Genomic DNA, 18,844 nt, shown 5'->3' on the forward strand with positions numbered 1-18,844 from the left:
CGCGAACCTCCAAGGGCTCTGCGAGAGATGCAACCAGGCGAAAGAAGCCCTCGGCTGGCGGGCCAGACCCGGACCCGACGGCAGCATCATCACCATCACACCCACCGGGCACACCTACACCAGCCCACCACCCGAGGCTTGGAAACCGGACCCGCCGCCCCTGTCGCCAGCCGAGATCCGGCTGCGCAACGTACTGCTGGACCACACCCTCGCGGCCTGAGGACCGCGACCGGCGGAAAGTTTTCTTCGGATCGGTGCTTGACCTTGACGCTACGTCAGGCCTGCACGCTTCTTCCACAGCCCCAAACCCGGGGCCCGGAACGTACACACCGAACCAAGGAGCACCACCATGAACAACCTCCTCGCCCGCCTCATCGGGGACAAGAAGGACTGGAAGCGCATGGAAGCCCGTGCCACCCAACTCCCGGCCGAATACCGCACCGTCTACGCCGAGATGAAGAACTACCTGTGGCGCTTCACCACCGGTGACGGCAAGGACATCCTCGACCTGTTCGAGACCAAAGCCGCCAACGCACGCGCCGTCCTCGAGGTCACCGGACCCGACCTGGCCGCCTTCTGCGACACCCGACTCCCCGAGCAGCACGACGCCTACCGCCCCAAGCTCCGCACCAACCTCAACGAGGTCACCCAGAAGCTCGCCTGAGGCCGGCGATGCTCACCAACGCGGCCCCTGCCGCAAGCGAACGGCTCGTTTTGCGGCAGGGGACTCGTCGTCGGTGGGGCAATTTGTCCTGATACGGCTGTGGCCCGACCCTTCGACATGGTCCACTGTGACGCACATCTCATCGGTCGACCGTGGCGGCCGCTCCCGCACAACGGAGGAACACAGTGAACGACTCGGCCCTGCTCTCGGTCGGCCTCCCCATCGCCTTGGCCATCATCATGTTCGGCCTGGGCCTGAGCCTGACCCCGGGAGACTTCCGCCGGGTCGTACGCACTCCGCGAGCCGTCTTCGTGGCGCTCACGCTGCAGATCGTGGTCCTGCCGCTGATCGCGTTCGCGCTCGTCGTGATCGCAGACGTCGATCCGCTGATGGCCGTCGGGGTGATGCTGCTGGCCGCCTCACCGGGCGGGACCACGGCGAACCTGTTCAGCCACCTGTTCCGCGGCGACGTCGCGCTCAACGTGACGGTGACGGCGGTCAACTCGGTGCTCGCGGCGGTCTCGATCCCGTTGATCACCAACGCGGCGATCGGCTACTTCGACGCGGGCGACACCCTGGGACTGCAGTTCGGCAAGGTCATCCAGGTGATCGCGATCGTGCTGGTTCCGGTCGGCATCGGGATGCTGGTGCGGAGCCGGTCGGCGACGTTCGCCGCCCGAGCGGATCGTCCCGTGCGGATCTTCTCGATCGTCGTCCTCGTCCTGGTCTCGGTCGGCGCGATCCTCGGGGAGCGGGAGAACATCGCGGACTACCTCCGCGAGATCGGCGTGGTCGTGACGCTGTTCTGCTGTGCGAGCCTCTGCCTCGGCTACCTCGGCGCTCGGGTGTTCAGGCTCAGCCAGGAGCAGGCGATCGCGACCTCGATGGAGGTCGGGATCCACAACACCACCGTGGCTCTCACCATCGCCCTCAGCGTGCTCGACAACACGACCGTGGCCATCCCGGCCGCGGTCTACAGCATCGTGATGTACGTCCTCGCCACCGCCTTCGGCTTCCTCATCACCCGCTCGCGAGTCGCGCGGCCCTCCGCTCGCCACGACGTCACCACCTAGCACCTACTCCCCCGCGAGCAGCGGGGCGATCCGCTCGACGACCACGTCGATCGGCGCCGTCGACCTGGTGACGCGAGCCATCATGATCGCGCCCTCGAGGGAGCCGATGGCCAGCATCGCGAGGTCGTCGGACTCGCGCCTGGTACGCCCCGACCCACCGATCAGATCAGCGAGGGCGGCCTGCCAGTCGGAGACGATGCCTCCCACGACCGGCCCCAGATCTGCGTCGTGGTGAGCCTCCTGCATCGCCGCGCCGACGGGGCATCCGGCGGTGAAGTCGTGTCGACGAGCTGCGACCGGTAGTGCCGGCAGATGGCGACGAAGACCGCTGAGGGGTCGACGCCGGTATCTGCCGCCTCACGCAGACTGCCGGTGACGCTCTCCCCCGCCCAGGTGAGCGCATCGGTGATCAGCTCACGGCGTCCTCCGGGGAAGTGGAATCCCACCGAGCCCCGCGGGCCCTTGCTGTGCGCCAGGACCTTGGCCACCGACATACCGGCGACGCCTTGCTCGCGCAGCAGGAGCGCCGTACTGGTGACCATGCGCTGCCTGGGACGCACTCCCGCTGCACCTCCACGGGCTCAAGCACCGGGCGATGCAGGCCGCGATGAGGTCGGGAGCCATCGACACGGTGGACGCCGACATCATCGGCAAGGAGCCGTTCGCCGGCCCGTTCGGCATCGGGCACGAGGCCATCGCCCAGGTCACCGCGGTCGACGAGGCCGTGACCGACATGCGGGTCGGCGACATCGTGGTCGTCCCGTGGGCCGTGTCGTGCGGCACCTGCTACGAGTGCAAACTCGGCCTGACCGCGAAGTGCTCGACCTTCGTTCCCACGAGTCCGGGCGGGACGCTGTCGTGCTTCGGGTTCGGGCCGATGTCCGGAGCCTGGGGTGGCGTCGTCTCCGACGCTCTTCGGATCCCCTTCGCCGACCACATGCTCGTCAAGGTCCCCGACGGCGTCGACCCGCTACGGGTCGCCTCGGCCGGCGACAACCTCACCGACGCCTGGCGCGGCGTCGCCCCGACCCTCGCGCAGCGACCGTCCACAGGATCGACAGGTCACGCCACAGGTCCTTGATGCCGCGGATCGCTCAGCGCTACGACGTCGCCGTCGACGCCTCCTCGACCGGACAGGGCCTGCGCGACGCGCTGCGCGCGTTGCCGGAGATGCTCGACTTCATCGCCCGCACCGGTTTCGAGGCCGAGCGCGTCACCAGCCTGCTCGCCGACTGGGACCACGCGATCGAGGCCTACCCGGCACACACCACCAAGGTCGTTCTCCACCGCGACCCGCTCGACCTCGCCTGACGGCCGGTCATCGATGGCCCGCTCGGGCGGGCAGCGGTCAGTCGAGCACGTCCTTCGGCAGCCCGACCCGTCGGCAGCCGGCGACCGCGACCTCGGGACGGCGCGGCATCGTCGTGTCCTCGGCATCGCCTCGGCGCGGGAACGAGTACCAGGCTCCGACCGCGCCGAGCGCGAGCAGGAAGAGGCAGACCAGCGTGAAGGCCGCGTTGACCGCGCCGACGCCGTCGGCCGGGACGCTTGCGGCGAGCACCGCCTCACCGAGTCCGGACGGCAGGATCGCAGTGAGGAGCGTGAGCGCGACGGCGAGACTGAGTACGTTGCCGGTGTTCTGCAGCATCAGCCGCGTCGCGTTGACGACGCCCAGAGCGTCCTCGGGCGCGCGCTCCAGGAGAACCGTGGCATTGGTGCCGATGAACAGACCTGTCGCCAGGCCGACGATCGCGAGCGTCCCCATCACCATCCAGGTCAGCTCGAGATGGATCGCGAGCGCCACCAGGGCGACGCCGCACGTACCGACCACCGATCCTCCGGACATGATCTGGTGCGGCGTCCAGCGGCGCGAGAGCCGGCCGAGAGTCAGTGAGGCGCTGATCATCCCGACTGGCATCGGCAGCAGCATCATCCCCGCCGTCCCCGGAGCGACGCCGACGACGCTCTGGAAGTAGAGGCTGGCCAGCACGATCAGCGGGAACCTGCCGGCGCCGGTGAAGAAGCCCGCGAGAAAGAGCTTCCCGACACGGCGCATGACGGCCACATCGAGCACCGGCGCCTTCGCGCGCCGCTCGACGAACAGCAGGACCGGGACGAGGAAGACCGATCCCAGGACGCATCCGATCACCAGGGGATGCAGCCACCCGAGATCGGTCAGCGACGTGATCCCGAGGGTCAGCATGACCACGCCGACCATGATCACCAGGTTGCCGGGGAGGTCGAGGCCGCCGGCACGCTTCTCCACGACGGGGCGCGGCAGCAGCACCTGCCCCGCGACCAGCGCGATCAGGCAGACCGGCACGTTGAACCAGAACACCCACTGCCAGCCGACGTGGTCCACGATCAGCCCGCCGAGCGTCGGTCCGACCAGGTTGGCGGTGGGGAACGAGGCGGCGTACAGGCCCATCGCGCCGCCCAGGGACGCGCGGGGGAAGGCCTGGTGGATGAGGGTGGCGCCGTTGCCGATGAGCACCGCGCCGCCGATGGCGGCGACCACGCGAAGCCCGATGAGGACCTCGACGTTGGGAGCGAAGCCGGCCAGCAGGCTCGCCAGCGAGAACAGGACCAGGCCGGCCAGGTAGAGGCTCCGCTGTCCCCAGACGTCGCTGAGGCGGCCGAAGAGGAGCAGACAGGCGGTGTTGGCGACCATGTAGGAGAGCAGGAGCCAGCTCCCCTCGGTCGAGCTCACCTCGAACTCCCTACTCAGCGTCGGCAGCGCGACGTTGAGAGAGCTCGCGTTGAGCGCCATCACCGCGCTGACCAGGCAGACCACGATCAGCGTGGAACGCGCAGCGCCCGTGACTTCGGTGGGTTCGGACCCGCTCATTCCACCTCCTGCGCCGTCCGAGACGGCGCCACCTGCGTCGTACGCCACGGCACGACGCTGCGCCGAACGGAGTGTCGCGAGAAAGAAAGTCCGATATCCGGATTGTGACCCTTGACACACTCGTTTGGCGACCCAATGATGAATCTCATCCTAGAGCGTGATTCTAGATTGAGCCACCAACATCGGCGACCGACACCGGTCGCGGACACGAACGGGAGGGTCCGCTATGAGAGCACCAACTGGGTCCGCGAATCAGCCGCTTCTGCGCATCGAGGACCTCCACGTGGAGTTTCGGACCGGCGGCGGCACGGTCGAGGCCCTCAACGCCGTCGACCTCTGGATCGACGCCGGCGAGACGGTCGCCGTCGTCGGTGAGTCCGGCTCCGGCAAGAGCGTCACGGCGCTCGCCGTGCTCGGTCTGCTGGGCAACGGCCGGGTCAGCGGCGGCCGGATCACCTGGGACGGCAGGGACATCACCGGTGCCGATAACCACGACATGCGCAGCGTGCGGGGCAAGGACATCTCGGTGATCTTCCAGGACCCGATGACCTCGCTCGATCCCCTGTTCACGATCGGGCACCAGCTCGTCGAGGCCTACCGGATCCACCACGACGTCTCGAAGCGGAAGGCACGCGAGCGCGCCGTCGAGCTCCTGGACCTCGTCGGCATCCCCGAGCCCGAGACCAAGTTCAAGGCGTACCCCCACCAGCTCTCGGGCGGCCAGCGGCAGCGGGTGATGATCGCCGGGGCGCTCGCCTGCGACCCGCGCCTGCTCATCGCCGACGAGCCGACCACCGCCCTCGACGTCACCGTCGAGGCCCAGGTCCTGGCACTGATCCGCGACCTCCAGGATCGGACCGGGGTCGGGCTGATGCTGATCACCCACGACATGGGGGTGGTCGCCGAGATGGCCGACCGGGTGGTCGTCTTCTACGCCGGGCAGGTCGTCGAGACCGGCACCGCCGACGAGATCCTCGACCGACCACAGCACCCCTATACCCAGGCGCTGCTCGACGCGATCCCGCGACGCGACACCCCGCGCGACGAGGAGATGCCGGCGATCCCGGGTGCCGTGCCTGCTCTCGACGAGATGCCCAGCGGCTGCCGCTTCGCCACCCGCTGCTCCGAGGCCGGCCCCGAGTGCGCGGCGTCGCAGCCGCTGCGCGACATCGCCGGACGACAGGTGCGGTGCTGGCGTCCGGACGAGGAGCGCGGCGCCCTCGCACCGATGGCGGAGGTGGCCCGATGATCGTTCCCGGCGCCGCTCCCCTCGTCGAAGCCCGCGGCCTCGTCAAGCACTTCGGCGACGGCCAGGGCCTCCTCGCTCCCCGCCGGCCACCCGTACGCGCCGTGGACGGCGTCTCCCTGACCATCAGGCGCGGCGAGACCCTCGGTCTGGTCGGAGAGTCGGGCTCCGGCAAGTCGACGCTCGGGCGGCTGATCCTGCGGCTGATCGAGCCGACCGGCGGCTCGGTCACCTTCGACGGTCACGACATCGCCACGCTGTCGAAGAGCAGCCTGACGCAGCTCCGCAAGCGGATGCAGCTCGTCTTCCAGGACCCGTTCAGCTCGTTCAACCCCCGGATGACCATCGCGCAGGTGCTGACCGAGCCGATGGTGGTCCATGGCATGGGCGACAGGGCCGGCCGGATCAAGCGCGCCAAGGAGCTGCTCGACCTGGTCGGCCTCCCCTCGTTCGCGCTGGAGCGCTACCCCCACCAGTTCTCCGGCGGCCAGGCACAGCGCATCGGGATCGCCCGGGCACTCGCCACCGACCCCGACCTCATCGTCTGTGACGAGGCGGTCAGCGCACTCGACGTCTCCGTCCAGGCGCAGGTGCTCAACCTGCTCAAGGAGGTCCAGCGCGAGCTCGGGCTCTCCTACCTCTTCATCGCCCACGACCTCAACGTGGTGCGCTACATCTCCGACCGCGTCTGCGTGATGTACCTCGGCAAGCTCGCCGAGGTGGCCCACGCCGACGACATCAGCGAGCGGCCGAGACATCCCTACTCACAGGCCCTGATGGCGTCGATCCCCTCCCCCGACGCACACCGCCAGCTGCGTACGCCGCTCGCCGGTGAGATCCCCAGCCCGCGACGGCCCCCGTCGGGCTGCCGGTTCCACCCACGCTGCAGCCAGAGCATCGACGGCTGCGACCGCGACGAGCCGGAGCTGCTCACCATCGGCAGCCCGAGCGACGCGCGCAGCGTCGCCTGCCACCTCTTCGACCCCACTTCCGCGAGGTGATCGCATGCTTCTCTACGCCGGACGACGCCTGACCTACGGCCTGCTCGTGCTCGCCCTGGTCGCCACTCTGGTCTTCCTCATCATCCGACTGATCCCCGGCGACGCCGTCCGGCTCCAGCTGGCCGACGCCCCCGGCGTCACCCAGGCCCAGATCGACCAGCGCACCGCCGAGCTCGGCCTGGACAAGCCGATCCTGACCCAGTTCGGTCACTTCGTGGGCGGCCTGGTCCAAGGAGATCTGGGCGACTCGTTCGACGACGAGCGCCCCGTCACCACCAAGATCCTCGAGCGTCTTCCCGCCACCCTCGAGCTCGGTCTGCTGGCCATCCTCTTCGGCATCCTGCTCGGCGTGCCGTTCGGCATGCTCTCGGCGATCCGTCATCACAGCGTCGTCGACAACGTCATGCGCTTCCTGGCCGTCATCGGCATGTCGCTGCCGAACTTCTGGCTGGCGCTGCTCCTGATCACCTTCCTGGCTCTCTGGTTCGGCTGGTCCCCACCCCTGGTGTACGCCTCCCCCACCGAGGACCTCGGACAGAACCTGATCCACATGCTGCTCCCGGCGATCGCCCTGGGCGCCGCGACGATGGCGAGCATCGCCCGGATGCTGCGGTCCTCGCTGCTGGAGGTGCTCGGCTCCAACTTCATCCGCACGATCCGCTCCCGCGGTGCCTCCGAGCGTGTGGTCGTGCTCAAGCACGCCGGCCGCAGCTCGCTGATCCCGGTCTTCACGGTGCTCGGCCTGCAGGTCGGTCACATCCTCGGCGGCACCGTCATCCTCGAACGGATCTTCGCCATCCCGGGGATGGGGTCCTTGATCTTCGAGGCGGTCGGGCAGCGCGACTACCCGGTCATCCTCGGCTGCGTCATCGTCTACGGCGCCATCTTCATCCTCGTCAACGTCGTGGTCGACCTGCTCTACGCGGTCATCGACCCGCGGATCCGTTACGAAGGAGCCTCCGCATGAGCATCGCCATCTCCGGGACCGCACGCGCGGCCCGCCGACCACGAAACCGCAGCGGTCTGGTCCGGTTCACCAGGGAGCAGCCCCTCGGCGCCATCGCCCTGTTCCTGATCACGCTCTTCGTCGTGGTCGCCGTCCTGGCGCCGTGGATCGCCCCGTACGACCCGCTCGCCCAGGACCGGGTCAACCTTCTGACCGCCCCGGGGGTCGGCGGCCACCTCGCCGGCACCGACGAGCTCGGCCGGGACGTCTTGAGCCGGTCGCTGTACGGCGCCCGGACCTCCCTCCTGATCGCGGTCTCCACGCTCGCTCTCGGCGGTGCGATCGGCCTGGTCATCGGCGTCGTGTCCGGCTACTTCGGTGGCACCTGGATCGACTCCGCGCTTCAGCGGGTCATGGACGCGCTGATGGCGATCCCCTCGATCGTCCTGCTGCTGTTCGTGGCTGCCCTGCTCGGCCCGAGCGTACGCAACACGGTGATCGCCCTCAGCCTGCTGGTGATCCCCTCGATCAACCGCGTCGCCCGCGGCGAGATGCTCCGCATCCGCGAGGAGCCGTACGTCGAGGCGGCCCGCTCGGTCGGCTGCGGCACGCCACGGATCCTGATCCGCTACGGGCTGCCCAACCTGATGGCCCCGCTCTTCGTCATGGGCTCGCTGCTCTTCGCGGTCATCCTCATCGCCGAGTCCGCGCTCAGCTTCCTGGGCATCGGCACCCCGCCGCCCACACCCTCCTGGGGCCGGATGCTGAGCGAGGGCCGCAGCCAGCTCGAGATCGCCCCGTGGATGACCGTCGTTCCCGGCCTGATCCTCTCCGTGTCCGTCCTGGCGTTCAACCTGCTCGGCGACGCCATGCGCGACTTCCTCGACCCCAAACAGCGCCGCTAGCCCCATCCCACCCAAGGAGTCCGTGATGTCCCATCCCATGCTTCGCCTCACGAGATCACAGGCCCGGACCGCCGGTGCGGTCCTGGCCGCTACCTGCCTCGCCCTGACCGCCGCCTGCGGCACGGGCGGATCCGCCGCCGGGAAAGGCAAGATCGTCGAGGACGCCGGACCGCCCCAGGACGGCGGCATCCTGCACACCGCGGCCACCGCCGACGCGCCTTCGCTGGACATCCAGAAGGAGGCGTCCTACATGACCCACGTCGCCGTCGGCACGGTCTACAGCCGGCTGGCCGCACCGAAGACCGGCAAGGACATCACGTACGGCTCGAGTGAGCTCGAGGGTGACCTGGCCGAGAAGTGGTCGAAGTCGGAGGACCTGAAGACCTGGACGTTCAACCTGCGTCAGGGCGTGAAGTTCCACGACAAGCCGCCGGTCAACGGCCGTGAGTTCACCTCGGCCGACGTCAAGTGCACGGTCGACCGGATCAAGACCCTGCCCGGCCACCAGCTCGGTCTGGTCGCCGGCGTCACGAAGGTCGAGACCCCCGACCCGTACACCGTGGTCTTCACGCTCGGAGCGGCGAACACCGCCTTCGACCAGACGATGGCCAACCCGTTCATGGCGATCCTCCCCTGCGAGGGCACCCAGGGCGAGTTCAACCTGGCCGAGGAGGCGATCGGCACCGGCCCGTTCATGCTGAAGAGCTGGAAGCGCGACCAGGAGCGCGTGATGGAGAAGAACCCCGACTACTTCATCGAGGGGCTCCCCCACCTCGACGGGATCCAGACCACCGTGCTCCCCGACGCCCAGGCACAGATCGCCGCGCTGCGCAGCGGCAAGCTCGACATGATCTCCTCGCTCTCCACCGAGAAGCGCCAGGTCGACCAGCTCCTCAGCCAGATCGACGGGCTGCAGCTGCGTACGGAGAAGGGCATCACCCAGACCCGGGTCTTCATGAACGCCCAGAAGGGGCCGTTCAGCAAGCTGGAGGTCCGCCGGGCCGTCGCGCACGCGATCGACAAGGAGGGGATGATCAAGGCCCTGCGCTCGGGCGGGACGCTCACCGGTCCCATCTCGCCGACCCTCTTCGGGGCACTGCCTCAGGACGAGGTCGACGGGCTGCTGGAGTACGACCCCGAGAAGGCCAAGAAGCTCCTGGCCGACGCCGGCTACCCCGACGGGTTCTCGGCCGAGCTCGTCGCCACCGACGGGTACGGCGAGACCATCCTGCGCGAGGCCCAGTGGGTCCAGGAGGACCTCGCCAAGATCGGGATCAAGCTGACCATCGACCAGCAGGACTACGCCACCTACGTCAGCTCGACCTGGCCGGAGACCAAGTACGACATCATGTACGGCCTGCAGACCCCGATGCTCACGGCAGACGAGTACCTCACCTCGGAGTACACCAGCACCGGCACCCGCAACTGGTCGAAGGTCGACGACCCCGAGCTCGACAAGATGGTCGCCGCCCAGCGCGTCATCACCGACGAGGCGCAGCGGGAGAAGGCGCTGCAGGACATCGAGCGCTACATCATGGAGAACGTCTCCACGCCGCTGCCGCTCTACGCCTACGACACCCAGACGCTCTACTCGGGCAAGGTCCACGACTACCACCCGCACCCGGACTACTCCTCCCGCGAGCTCCAGGACGTCTGGATGGAGCAGGAGTGAGCAGCGGCCCTCCCGTCCAGAACGAGTGTCGCCGGGACGACTCGTGCCGCATCGAGGCGATGTGGGACGTCGGCGGCACCCCGCCCCGACCTGGGGAGCCGGTCGAGGTCACCGACGGCGTCCACCTGCTGCTCGCGCCGAACGCCAACCACTGGACGTACGAGGGCACCAACACCTGGATCGTCGTCGGGGAGCGTCGGGCCGTGGTCATCGACCCCGGCCCGACCGACCCCGGGCACCTGGACCGGATCGACGAGGTGGTCCGCGGGGCCGGCGCCCGCGTCGAGACGGTCCTTCTCAGCCATCATCACGGTGACCACTCCCAGGCTGCCCACGCGGTGGCCGAACGCTGGCGGGCCGCCATCAGGCCACGCGTCCAGCAGGGGATCATCCCCGACGGGACCCGGCTCGACCTGGGCCGGAGCACCGAGATCCGCACGCTCACCACTCCCGGGCACACCTCCGACGGGGTGAGCTTCGCGCTCGGCGACCGCCGCGTGATGCTCACCGGGGACACCGTGCTGGCCCGGTTCAACCCCTACATCTCGCACCCCGACGGCACCATCGCGGACATGCTCGGCTCGATGGCCCGGATAGCGGGCCTGGTCGACGACGACTGGATCCTCCTGCCCGGGCACGGGCCGGCGGTCCGCGAGCCCACGACGTACCTGCAGGCACGGATCGGCGACCGGCAGCGCCGGATCGACCAGGTCGCCGGCCTGCTCGCCGACGGCGTGCCCCGCGAGCTGGTGACCGACCACGTCTACGCCAAGGTCGACGACCAGCGTCGTCCGGCCGCCCGGGCCTCGGTCGAGGCCATCCTCCATTATCTCGACGCTCGCGCCCTCGGGAAGCGGGAGAGAGGCAGCACCTTATGAGTACGACTACCCCGGAGGTGTCGCCGCAGGCGCGGTTCGCGCCGCGGCCGACCCCGGAGACCCAGCCCTACTGGGACGCCACCGCCGCCGGCAGGCTCGACCTGCCGAGGTGCCGCCCCTGCGACCAGCTCTTCTTCTACCCGCGCACGTCCTGTCCGCAGTGCGGCTCCACGGACCTCGAGTGGGTGACCTGTTCGGGCAGAGGCCGGCTGCACACCTACGTCGTCTCCCACCGTCCCGCGCCGGGCTTCCCGGTGCCGACCGTGATCGCCGTGGTCGAGCTCGAGGAGGGCCCGCGGATGATGACCAACCTGGTCGACACCGATCCCGAGGCCCTCGAGCTGGACATGCCGGTGGAGGTGCGCTTCGAGCAGCGCACGGACGTCGCGGTGCCCGTCTTCGTCCCGGTGAAGGGACACGCCTGATGAGCCGCGACGTCGTCATCATGGGTGCCGCCGAGACCGACATCGGCAGGCTGCCCACCACCTCGACCCTCGAACTGCACGTCGAGGGGGCCCGCCGGGCCCTCGCGGACGCGAACCTGACCAAGGACCAGGTCGACGGCATCGCCTCGGTCTCGGTCCCCGGCCCGATCCAGGTCGCGCACAGCCTGGGGTTCACCCCGACCTACGTCGACGGCACCGGCGTCGGCGGCTCCTCGTTCCTCTTCCACGTACGTCACGCGACGGCCGCGATCAAGGCGGGCTACGCCGACGTCGTGCTGGTGACCCACGGCGAGTCCGGCCGGTCCCGGGTGGGCGCGCCGGCGCACCCGCGCGCCAACGACTCGGTGCTGGCGCAGTTCGAGATGCCGTACGGGATCACCGGTCCACCGACGAGCTTCACCGTTCCTGCCCGCCGGTTCCTGCACGAGACCGACACCACCCTCGAGCAGCTCGCCGAGGTCGCGGTCGCTCAGCGGCGCTGGTCCTCCCGCAACCCTCGGGCCATGTTCCAGGAGGAGGTCAGCGTCGATGACGTCCTCGGCGCCAAGATGATCGCCGACCCGTTCACGCTGCTGATGTGCTGCCTGGTGACCGACGGGGGTGGCGCGCTGGTCGTGGCCTCCCGCGAGTTCGCCGAGGCGCACGGGAGCGACAAGCCGCTGGTCCACATCCTCGGCACCGGCGAGGCGGCCACCACCCCGTTGATCTCGCAGATGGAGGACATGACCCGCTGCAAGCAGTTCACGCTGTCCAGCCAGGCGGCGTTCAAGGAGTCGGGCACCTCCCCCGCCGACATCGACCACCTGATGATCTATGACGCCTTCGCGCACGTCCCGCTCTACGGCCTGGAGGACATGGGATTCGTCGGCCGCGGGGAGTCGGGTGCGTTCGTCGCCGAGGGGCACACCTCCCCCGGCGGACGCCTGCCGCTGAACACCAACGGCGGTGGCCTGTCCTACACCCACACCGGCATGTACGGGATGTTCGCGATCCAGGAGTCCGTACGCCAGCTGCGTGGCGAGGCCGCCGCGCAGGTCGACGGGGTCGGCACCAGCCTGGTGCTCGGCAACGGCGGCATGTTCATGAGCGCGGCGACCCTGATCCTCGCCAACCAGCGCTGATCCCCACCACCCGAAGGAGCAGACCCATGGCAAGCACCGACCGACAGGTCGTGATCATCACCGGCGCCGGCCGCGGCCTCGGCCGCGCGCACGCGCTCGAGTTCGCCCGCCGCGGAGCCGCGGTCGTGGTCAACGACCTCGGCGCCGGCCTCGACGGCACCGGCAAGGCCGAGGACCCCGCGCAGCAGGTCGTCGAGGAGGTACGCGCACTCGGCGGCGAGGCGATCGCCAACGGCAGCGACATCAGCGATCCCGAGGGCGCCCAGAAGCTGCTCCAGGACGCGCTCAACGAGTGGGGCAGGGTCGACGTACTGGTCAACAACGCCGGCATCCTGCGCGACCGGATGCTGGTCAACATGTCCATCGACGAGTGGGACGCGGTCGTCAAGGTCCACCTGCGCGGCACCTTCGCGCCGATGAGCGTGGCCGCCCAGCACTGGCGTGAGCTCTCCAAGAGCGGCGAGGACGTCGACGCCCGGATCATCAACACCACCTCCTCCTCGGGGATCTACGGCAACCCGGGGCAGATCAACTACGGCGCCGCCAAGGCCGGCATCGCGGCGATGACCGTCATCGCCGCCCAGGAGCTGCGCCGCTACGGCATCACGGTCAACGCGATCGCACCGGCAGCGCTGACCCGGATGACCGAGAACCTCAACCCGAACCGGCCTCAGGTGGCCGAGGGCGAGTGGAACCCTGGCGCGCCGGAGAACGTCTCCCCCGTGGTGGCCTGGCTGGCCTCGCCGTCCGCACGCGAGGTGACCGGCCGGGTCTTCAACGTACGCGGCGGGCACGTGAGCGTCGCCGAGGGCTGGGTCGCCGGCCCGACCGAGGAGAAGGACGGCCCGTGGACCGTCGACGAGCTCGACGTGGTGCTTCCCGCCATGATCGCGGAGGCACGTGCCAACTCGCTCACCAGCGGAAAGACGCCCGAGCGGTGAGCCTCGACCAGTCCGTCATCGGCGTACGCTCCGAGCCCGAGGAGCGGTCCTGGACCGGCGCCGACACGATGCTGTACGCCCTCGGGGTCGGTGCCGGGCACGACGATCCGCTGACCGACCTGAGCTACACCAGCGAGCACGGCGACGACGCCTGCCCGGAGCAGAAGGTGCTGCCGACCTTCGGGGTGATGGTCACCTGGGGCGCCCGGCGCGGCGGCAGGAGGATGGGCGACTTCAGCCCGGCCATGCTGGTCCATGCCGAGCAGGAGGTCGTCCTGCACCGGCCCCTGACCGCGGACGGGACCGTCTCGCTGACGTCGCAGGTGACCGGCATGTACGACAAGGGCTCGGGAGCCCTGGTCGCGAGCGAGGCCGAGGCGGTCGACCCGGCGACGGGCGAACCCGTCGTGACCACGCGCAGCTCCGTGTTCATCCGGGGCGAGGGCGGATTCGGGGGCGACCCGGGACCCAGGGCCGCCTCGCCGATCCCCGATCGCGATCCCGACGAGCTGGTGACGATGCCGACCTGGCCAGGGCAGGCGCTGCTCTACCGGCTCAGCGGTGACCGCAACCCGCTGCACTCGGACCCGCGCTTCGCCGCGAAGGGCGGCTTCGAGCGCCCGATCCTGCACGGGCTGTGCACCTACGGAGTCACCGGCCGGGCGCTGATCGGCACGATCGCCGGAGGCGACGGGGACACGATGGCCTCGATGGCCGGCCGGTTCTCCGCGCCGGTCCTGCCCGGCGAGACCCTGCAGGTCGCGATGTGGCGCGTCGATGCGGCGACGACCGCCTTCCAGACCCGGAAGGAGGACGGCACCGTGGTCATCGACCGCGGGCTGGCCACATGGCGATGACCGTCGACCGCTCCTCGGGATCTACTCGGCCACCTGAGCCGCGGGCTCGGCGACCTCCCCGACGAAGAGCCGCTGGGCCAGCGCGATCGCGTGCCGAGACACCCGTCGCGCCTGGCGCTTGGTCTCGCACGCGGCCGTCATCCGGGCCGCCTCACCGATGAGCGCGGTCAGGATCGCGCCGAGCAGCTGGTTCTCGTCGCTGACGCCGAGGCCGAGCACCTGCAGGTTGCGGCGGATCCACTCGATGTTGCGGCGGCGGCGCATCATCTCGAACCCCGGCGGACCGTCGCCGGCGTAGAAGACCGGCAACAGCTCCCGGTCCTCCCAGACCGCGTCGAGGTAGGCCAGCGCACCCGCCTCGAACTGGTCGAGCGGCGCCTCGATTCCGCTCTTGCGCGCCTTCGCGACACTGGTGGCCGCCGCGGCGGCCAGCCGGTCGACGTACTCCTCCCACAGGGCGAGGTAGAGCTGTTCCTTGCCACCGAAGTGGTGGTAGACGCTGCCGACGCTGGAGCCGGCACGGGCGACGACGTCGGAGACGCTGGCCACCGCGTAGCCCTTCTCCGCGAAGACCTCGCGCGAGGCGTCCAGGAGCTGACGGCGCGTCTCCTCGGTCTTCGCCCAGCGACGCCCTCCCGGGCGCTGCGATTCGACCTCCAGGGCCATCGTTCACTCCTCGTCGTGGTGCCGGGATCTTCTCACAATATGCGGATTTCCTCTTGACGACGAACCGCTACTGCGTGACTCTTCTCATAGTTCCATTCTAGAAAATGATTCTAGAAACTCACTCTAACCGAAGGAGCGGGCAATGATCGACTTCGCGCTGGGAGAAGAACACCGAGCAGTCAAGGAGGCCGTGCGCCAGTTCGTCACCAAGGAGGTGATGCCATTGGAGGATCAGGTCCTCCTCAACGAGCGCAACGGCCGTCCTGCGCTCGAGCCGGGACAGCTCAAGGACCTGCAGGCCAAGGCCCGGAAGTACGGCTACTGGGGCATCAACACCCCGGAGCAGTACGGCGGCATGGCCGCGGGAGCCGTGATGTCGGCGATCATCGCGGGCGAGGCCGGTCGCACCTTCGTGCCGTTCCGCTTCGGTGGCAGCGCGGACAACATCCTCTACGCCGGCACCGAGGAGCAGAAGCAGGAATACCTGATCCCGACGATCGAGGGTGAGCGCCGCAGCTGCTTCGCGATCACCGAGCCCGGCGCCGGCTCCGACGCCCGCAGCATCCGGACCCGGGCGGTCCGTGACGGCGACGACTGGGTGATCAACGGCGAGAAGGTCTTCATCACCAACGGCAACGAGGCCGACTTCGTGATGGTCTTCGCCGTCACCGACCCGGAGAAGGGCGCAGACGGCGGCGTCACCTGCTTCCTGGTCGACCGGGCGATGGGCTGGGAGTCCACGCCCATCCCGACCATGGGCGAGTGGGGCCCGGCAGCGCTGAGCTTCCAGGACGTACGCGTCCCGAACGACCACATCCTCGGCGAGGAGGGCAAGGGCTTCGAGCTGGCGATGCAGTGGATCGGCAACGGTCGCTTCATGATCCCGGCCGGGGCCATCGGTGCCGCCGAGCGGATGCTCGAGATGGCCATCGAGCACGCCAACAACCGTCACTCGATGGGCCAGGCGATCGCCAACTACCAGTTCATCCAGGGCCACATCGCCGACAGCGCCGTCGAGCTCGAGGCCGCTCGCTGGCTGACCCTGCACGCCGCGTGGCAGGTCGAGAACAAGATGGACGCCCGGCACACCTCGTCCATCGCGAAGCTGTACGGCACCACCATGGCCAACCGCGTCGTCGACCGTGTCCTCCAGATCCACGGCGGGATGGGCTACACCAAGGAGCTCCCGCTCGAGCGGTGGTACCGCGAGCTGCGCCTGCTCCGCATCTTCGAGGGCACCGACGAGATCCAGCGCCGTACGATCGCCCGAAACCTGCTCAAGGGCAACGTCAAGGTGGGAGCGTCGTTGGCATGAGCGAGCGCAAGCGAGCGAGCATCAGATACTTCAGGGCGCCACGTCCGTATCATGGCGCCTGCGCTACGGACGTGGCGCCATGAGCACCCTCGACGCCGACAGGCTGCAGGAGTTCTTCCGCCCGAAGTCCGTCGCCCTGGTGGGGGCGACCGACAAGTCGGGCTGGTCGCTGAGCACCTACAACAACCTTCTCCAGCACGGCTTCTCCGGTGACGTGCACCTGGTGAACCCCAAGACGCCCGTCGTCCACGGTGTCGAGACGCACCGCAGCCTCTCCGCCATCCCGGGACCGGTCGACCTCGCCTACGTCATGACGCCGATCGAGGTCGTACCGCTGGTCCTGGAGGAGGGCGCGGCCCGCGGCATCCGGAACTACGTCATCCTCACCGCCGGCTACGGCGAGGTCGGCGGGGAGGGCGCGCTCCGCGAGCAGGAGGTCGCCGACATCGCCCGCAGGCACGACCTGACCGTCCTCGGGCCGAACGGGAACGGGTTCATCAACGCGGCCGACTCGATCACGCCGTACGGCCTGCCGATCCCCCCACCGCTCCTGGGTGGTTCCGTCGGGGTCGTGCTGCAGAGCGGTGCGCTGGCCAGCAACGTGCTGGCCTTCGCGCAGGCGCGCAACATCGGGATCTCGCTCCTGGTCTCGATGGGCAACGAGACCGCGATGTCGGTGACCGATGTGATGAACGCGCTGGTCGAGGCGCCCGACACCAAGGTGATCGCCCTCTTCCTGGAGAGCATCCGACACCCCGAGGAGTTCGCCGAGATCGCACGGCGGGCGCTGGCGGCGGGCAAGCCGATCGTGGCCCTCAAGATCGGGCGCAGCGTCAAGGCGTCCCGAACCGCACAGGCCCACACGGGCGCGTTGGTCGGTGACGACAAGACCGTCGACGCCGCCTTCCGGCAGCTCGGCGTGATCCGCGTGGGCTCGCTGGAGGACCTGATGGTCACCGCCGGGATGCTCGCCGAGACCGGTCCGCTCCCGGGAAACCGGATCGGCGTCGTCACCCCCTCGGGCGGCGCCTCCGAGATCATCTCCGACCGCGCCGAGGACGAAGGACTGGACCTGCCGGAGTTCGCCGAGGCGACCACGGCGGCCCTGCGGGAGGTGCTGCCGCCCTTCGCCACGCCCAACAACCCCCTCGACGTCACCGGCTACGTGCTGCTCGACCGGCAGCTGATGTCGAAGGCGCTCGGCGTCGTCGCCGCCGATCCCGGTGTCGACGTCATCATGCTCCTGCAGGACATGCCTCGGACGACGCCCGACTTCGACCTCGCGGTGGAGACCTATCGGCACACGGGCGGGGTGATCCGTTCCTCACCCAAGCCGGTCGTGATCGTGGGCAACGTCCTGATCGACGTGAGCGAGACCGGACGGGCGCTTCGGGAGGCGGCGAGCTACCCGCAGATCGCCGGTGGCATCGAGCACGGGATGACGGCGCTGGGCCACGCGGTCCGCTGGTCGCAGACCTACCGGCGCCATCAGGCCGGCGGGGATACGCCGGTCGAGGTGGAGGTGACGGTGGCGGACGGGCTGCCACCACGCACCGGCACCTGGGCGGAGCGTCACGCGTCCGCGTTCCTGGAGGCCCACGGCATCCCGATGGTGCCGTCCCGGGTGGCCACCTCCCCCGACGAGGCCGTGCGCCACGCCGAGGAGGTCGGCTTCCCCGTGGTGCTGAAGGCGGCCGCCGACGACCTGGAGCACAAGAGCGACCTCGGCGGCGTGGAGCTCGGCCTCCCCGACGCCGAGTCGGTCCGCACCGCGGCGACGCGGATCGCCGACTCCCTCGCGAAGGCGGGCCACGACGGCAGCACGACCGTCGTCCAGCCGATGCGCTCGGGAGGTACGGAGCTGCTCGTCGGTGTCGTCCGCGACCCGTCGTGGGGGCTCACCCTGGCGGTGGCGATGGGTGGCATCTGGGTCGAGATCCTCGGCGACTCCCAGCTCCGTCTGCTGCCCGTCTCGGAGGCCGAGGCCCGGCAGGCGGTCCAGTCGCTGCGCAGCGCCGCCGTCCTCCGGGGCGCCCGCGGCCAAGCTCCCGTCGACCTGGATGCGCTCGCCGGCGTGGTCGCCAGGATCGGCGCGATCGCCGTGGCTCTCGGCGACGATCTCGAGTCGCTCGAGGTCAACCCGCTGCTGGTCTCCGGGGACCGGATCGAGGCGCTCGACGCGCTGTGTCGACAACACCACCGGATGAAGACCCACCACGGCTGGACCTACCACCGCATCCGAGCCGCCACCAACCGATGGCACAG

The 18,844-nt window shown here is 69.5% G+C and carries 19 protein-coding genes and 1 pseudogene; 17 read left to right on the forward strand and 3 right to left on the reverse strand.

All coding sequences use genetic code 11. The features are described 5' to 3' along the window. From ABZ796_RS26215 to ABZ796_RS26225, 3 genes and pseudogenes are all read left to right on the forward strand, one after another. Positions 1-220: pseudogene (locus ABZ796_RS26215) on the forward strand (HNH endonuclease); the annotation flags it as partial. A gap of 129 nt (positions 221-349) precedes the next feature. Then, complete coding sequence (locus ABZ796_RS26220) at positions 350-664, forward strand: DUF1048 domain-containing protein (RefSeq protein ID WP_357340989.1); 315 nt, start codon at positions 350-352, stop codon at positions 662-664. Between the two features lie 185 nt (positions 665-849). Then, on the forward strand, positions 850-1,737 hold the full coding sequence (locus ABZ796_RS26225) for a bile acid:sodium symporter family protein (protein ID WP_357340990.1): 888 nt from the start codon (positions 850-852) through the stop codon (positions 1,735-1,737). A gap of 3 nt (positions 1,738-1,740) precedes the next feature. Here ABZ796_RS26225 and ABZ796_RS26230 read toward each other — a convergent pair whose 3' ends face one another. Beyond that, positions 1,741-2,049: a TetR family transcriptional regulator C-terminal domain-containing protein gene (locus tag ABZ796_RS26230; protein ID WP_357341015.1), complete on the reverse strand. Its 309-nt coding sequence runs from the start codon at positions 2,047-2,049 to the stop codon at positions 1,741-1,743. 295 nt (positions 2,050-2,344) lie between these two features. On the opposite strand from ABZ796_RS26230, the gene ABZ796_RS26235 reads away from it, so the two are divergent. After that, on the forward strand, positions 2,345-2,818 hold the full coding sequence (locus ABZ796_RS26235) for an alcohol dehydrogenase catalytic domain-containing protein (RefSeq protein ID WP_357340992.1): 474 nt from the start codon (positions 2,345-2,347) through the stop codon (positions 2,816-2,818). Continuing rightward, the gene (locus ABZ796_RS26240) at positions 2,818-3,048 is read left to right on the forward strand and encodes a hypothetical protein (protein WP_357340993.1); all 231 of its coding nucleotides are present in this window, start codon (positions 2,818-2,820) and stop codon (positions 3,046-3,048) included. The genes ABZ796_RS26235 and ABZ796_RS26240 overlap by 1 nt, the downstream gene beginning before the upstream one ends. A gap of 37 nt (positions 3,049-3,085) precedes the next feature. Here ABZ796_RS26240 and ABZ796_RS26245 read toward each other — a convergent pair whose 3' ends face one another. Further along, positions 3,086-4,585 (reverse strand): MFS transporter, encoded by a 1,500-nt coding sequence (locus tag ABZ796_RS26245; protein WP_357340995.1) that lies wholly within the window; start codon positions 4,583-4,585, stop codon positions 3,086-3,088. Between the two features lie 283 nt (positions 4,586-4,868). Here ABZ796_RS26245 and ABZ796_RS26250 point away from each other — a divergent pair, with 283 nt between their 5' ends. The 10 genes from ABZ796_RS26250 to ABZ796_RS26295 are packed head-to-tail and all read left to right on the forward strand — an operon-like array spanning position 4,869 to position 14,598. Continuing rightward, positions 4,869-5,834: an ABC transporter ATP-binding protein gene (locus ABZ796_RS26250; RefSeq protein WP_357340996.1), complete on the forward strand. Its 966-nt coding sequence runs from the start codon at positions 4,869-4,871 to the stop codon at positions 5,832-5,834. Continuing rightward, positions 5,831-6,832 (forward strand): ABC transporter ATP-binding protein, encoded by a 1,002-nt coding sequence (locus ABZ796_RS26255; RefSeq protein WP_357340998.1) that lies wholly within the window; start codon positions 5,831-5,833, stop codon positions 6,830-6,832. Before ABZ796_RS26250 ends, ABZ796_RS26255 begins: the two co-directional genes overlap by 4 nt. Before the next feature lie 4 nt (positions 6,833-6,836). Beyond that, positions 6,837-7,799 carry an ABC transporter permease gene (locus ABZ796_RS26260; protein ID WP_357340999.1) on the forward strand — a complete coding sequence of 321 codons (963 nt, stop codon included), beginning with the start codon at positions 6,837-6,839 and terminating at the stop codon, positions 7,797-7,799. After that, on the forward strand, positions 7,796-8,683 hold the full coding sequence (locus tag ABZ796_RS26265) for an ABC transporter permease (protein WP_357341001.1): 888 nt from the start codon (positions 7,796-7,798) through the stop codon (positions 8,681-8,683). Before ABZ796_RS26260 ends, ABZ796_RS26265 begins: the two co-directional genes overlap by 4 nt. Before the next feature lie 25 nt (positions 8,684-8,708). After that, positions 8,709-10,355 carry an ABC transporter substrate-binding protein gene (locus tag ABZ796_RS26270; RefSeq protein ID WP_357341002.1) on the forward strand — a complete coding sequence of 549 codons (1,647 nt, stop codon included), beginning with the start codon at positions 8,709-8,711 and terminating at the stop codon, positions 10,353-10,355. Then, entirely contained in the window at positions 10,352-11,233 is an 882-nt protein-coding gene (locus ABZ796_RS26275) for an MBL fold metallo-hydrolase (protein ID WP_357341004.1), read from the forward strand. The genes ABZ796_RS26270 and ABZ796_RS26275 overlap by 4 nt, the downstream gene beginning before the upstream one ends. Beyond that, positions 11,230-11,658 carry a Zn-ribbon domain-containing OB-fold protein gene (locus tag ABZ796_RS26280; protein WP_357341005.1) on the forward strand — a complete coding sequence of 143 codons (429 nt, stop codon included), beginning with the start codon at positions 11,230-11,232 and terminating at the stop codon, positions 11,656-11,658. The genes ABZ796_RS26275 and ABZ796_RS26280 overlap by 4 nt, the downstream gene beginning before the upstream one ends. Next, positions 11,658-12,800: a thiolase gene (locus tag ABZ796_RS26285; protein WP_357341007.1), complete on the forward strand. Its 1,143-nt coding sequence runs from the start codon at positions 11,658-11,660 to the stop codon at positions 12,798-12,800. Before ABZ796_RS26280 ends, ABZ796_RS26285 begins: the two co-directional genes overlap by 1 nt. A gap of 26 nt (positions 12,801-12,826) precedes the next feature. Then, on the forward strand, positions 12,827-13,741 hold the full coding sequence (locus ABZ796_RS26290) for an SDR family oxidoreductase (protein WP_357341008.1): 915 nt from the start codon (positions 12,827-12,829) through the stop codon (positions 13,739-13,741). Next, positions 13,738-14,598, forward strand: a complete 861-nt coding sequence (locus ABZ796_RS26295; RefSeq protein ID WP_357341010.1) for a MaoC/PaaZ C-terminal domain-containing protein — start codon at positions 13,738-13,740, stop codon at positions 14,596-14,598. The genes ABZ796_RS26290 and ABZ796_RS26295 overlap by 4 nt, the downstream gene beginning before the upstream one ends. Positions 14,599-14,619: 21 nt before the next feature. On the opposite strand, the gene ABZ796_RS26300 is transcribed toward ABZ796_RS26295, so the two are convergent. Then, entirely contained in the window at positions 14,620-15,264 is a 645-nt protein-coding gene (locus ABZ796_RS26300) for a helix-turn-helix domain-containing protein (protein WP_357341011.1), read from the reverse strand. Between the two features lie 142 nt (positions 15,265-15,406). On the opposite strand from ABZ796_RS26300, the gene ABZ796_RS26305 reads away from it, so the two are divergent. Continuing rightward, on the forward strand, positions 15,407-16,579 hold the full coding sequence (locus ABZ796_RS26305) for an acyl-CoA dehydrogenase family protein (protein ID WP_357341013.1): 1,173 nt from the start codon (positions 15,407-15,409) through the stop codon (positions 16,577-16,579). Between the two features lie 79 nt (positions 16,580-16,658). Next, a partial coding sequence (locus ABZ796_RS26310; RefSeq protein ID WP_357341014.1) for an acetate--CoA ligase family protein occupies positions 16,659-18,844 on the forward strand: 2,186 nt, incomplete at its 3' end.

The sequence above is a fragment of the Nocardioides sp. NPDC047086 genome (assembly GCF_040643685.1).
Classification (GTDB): domain Bacteria; phylum Actinomycetota; class Actinomycetes; order Propionibacteriales; family Nocardioidaceae; genus Nocardioides.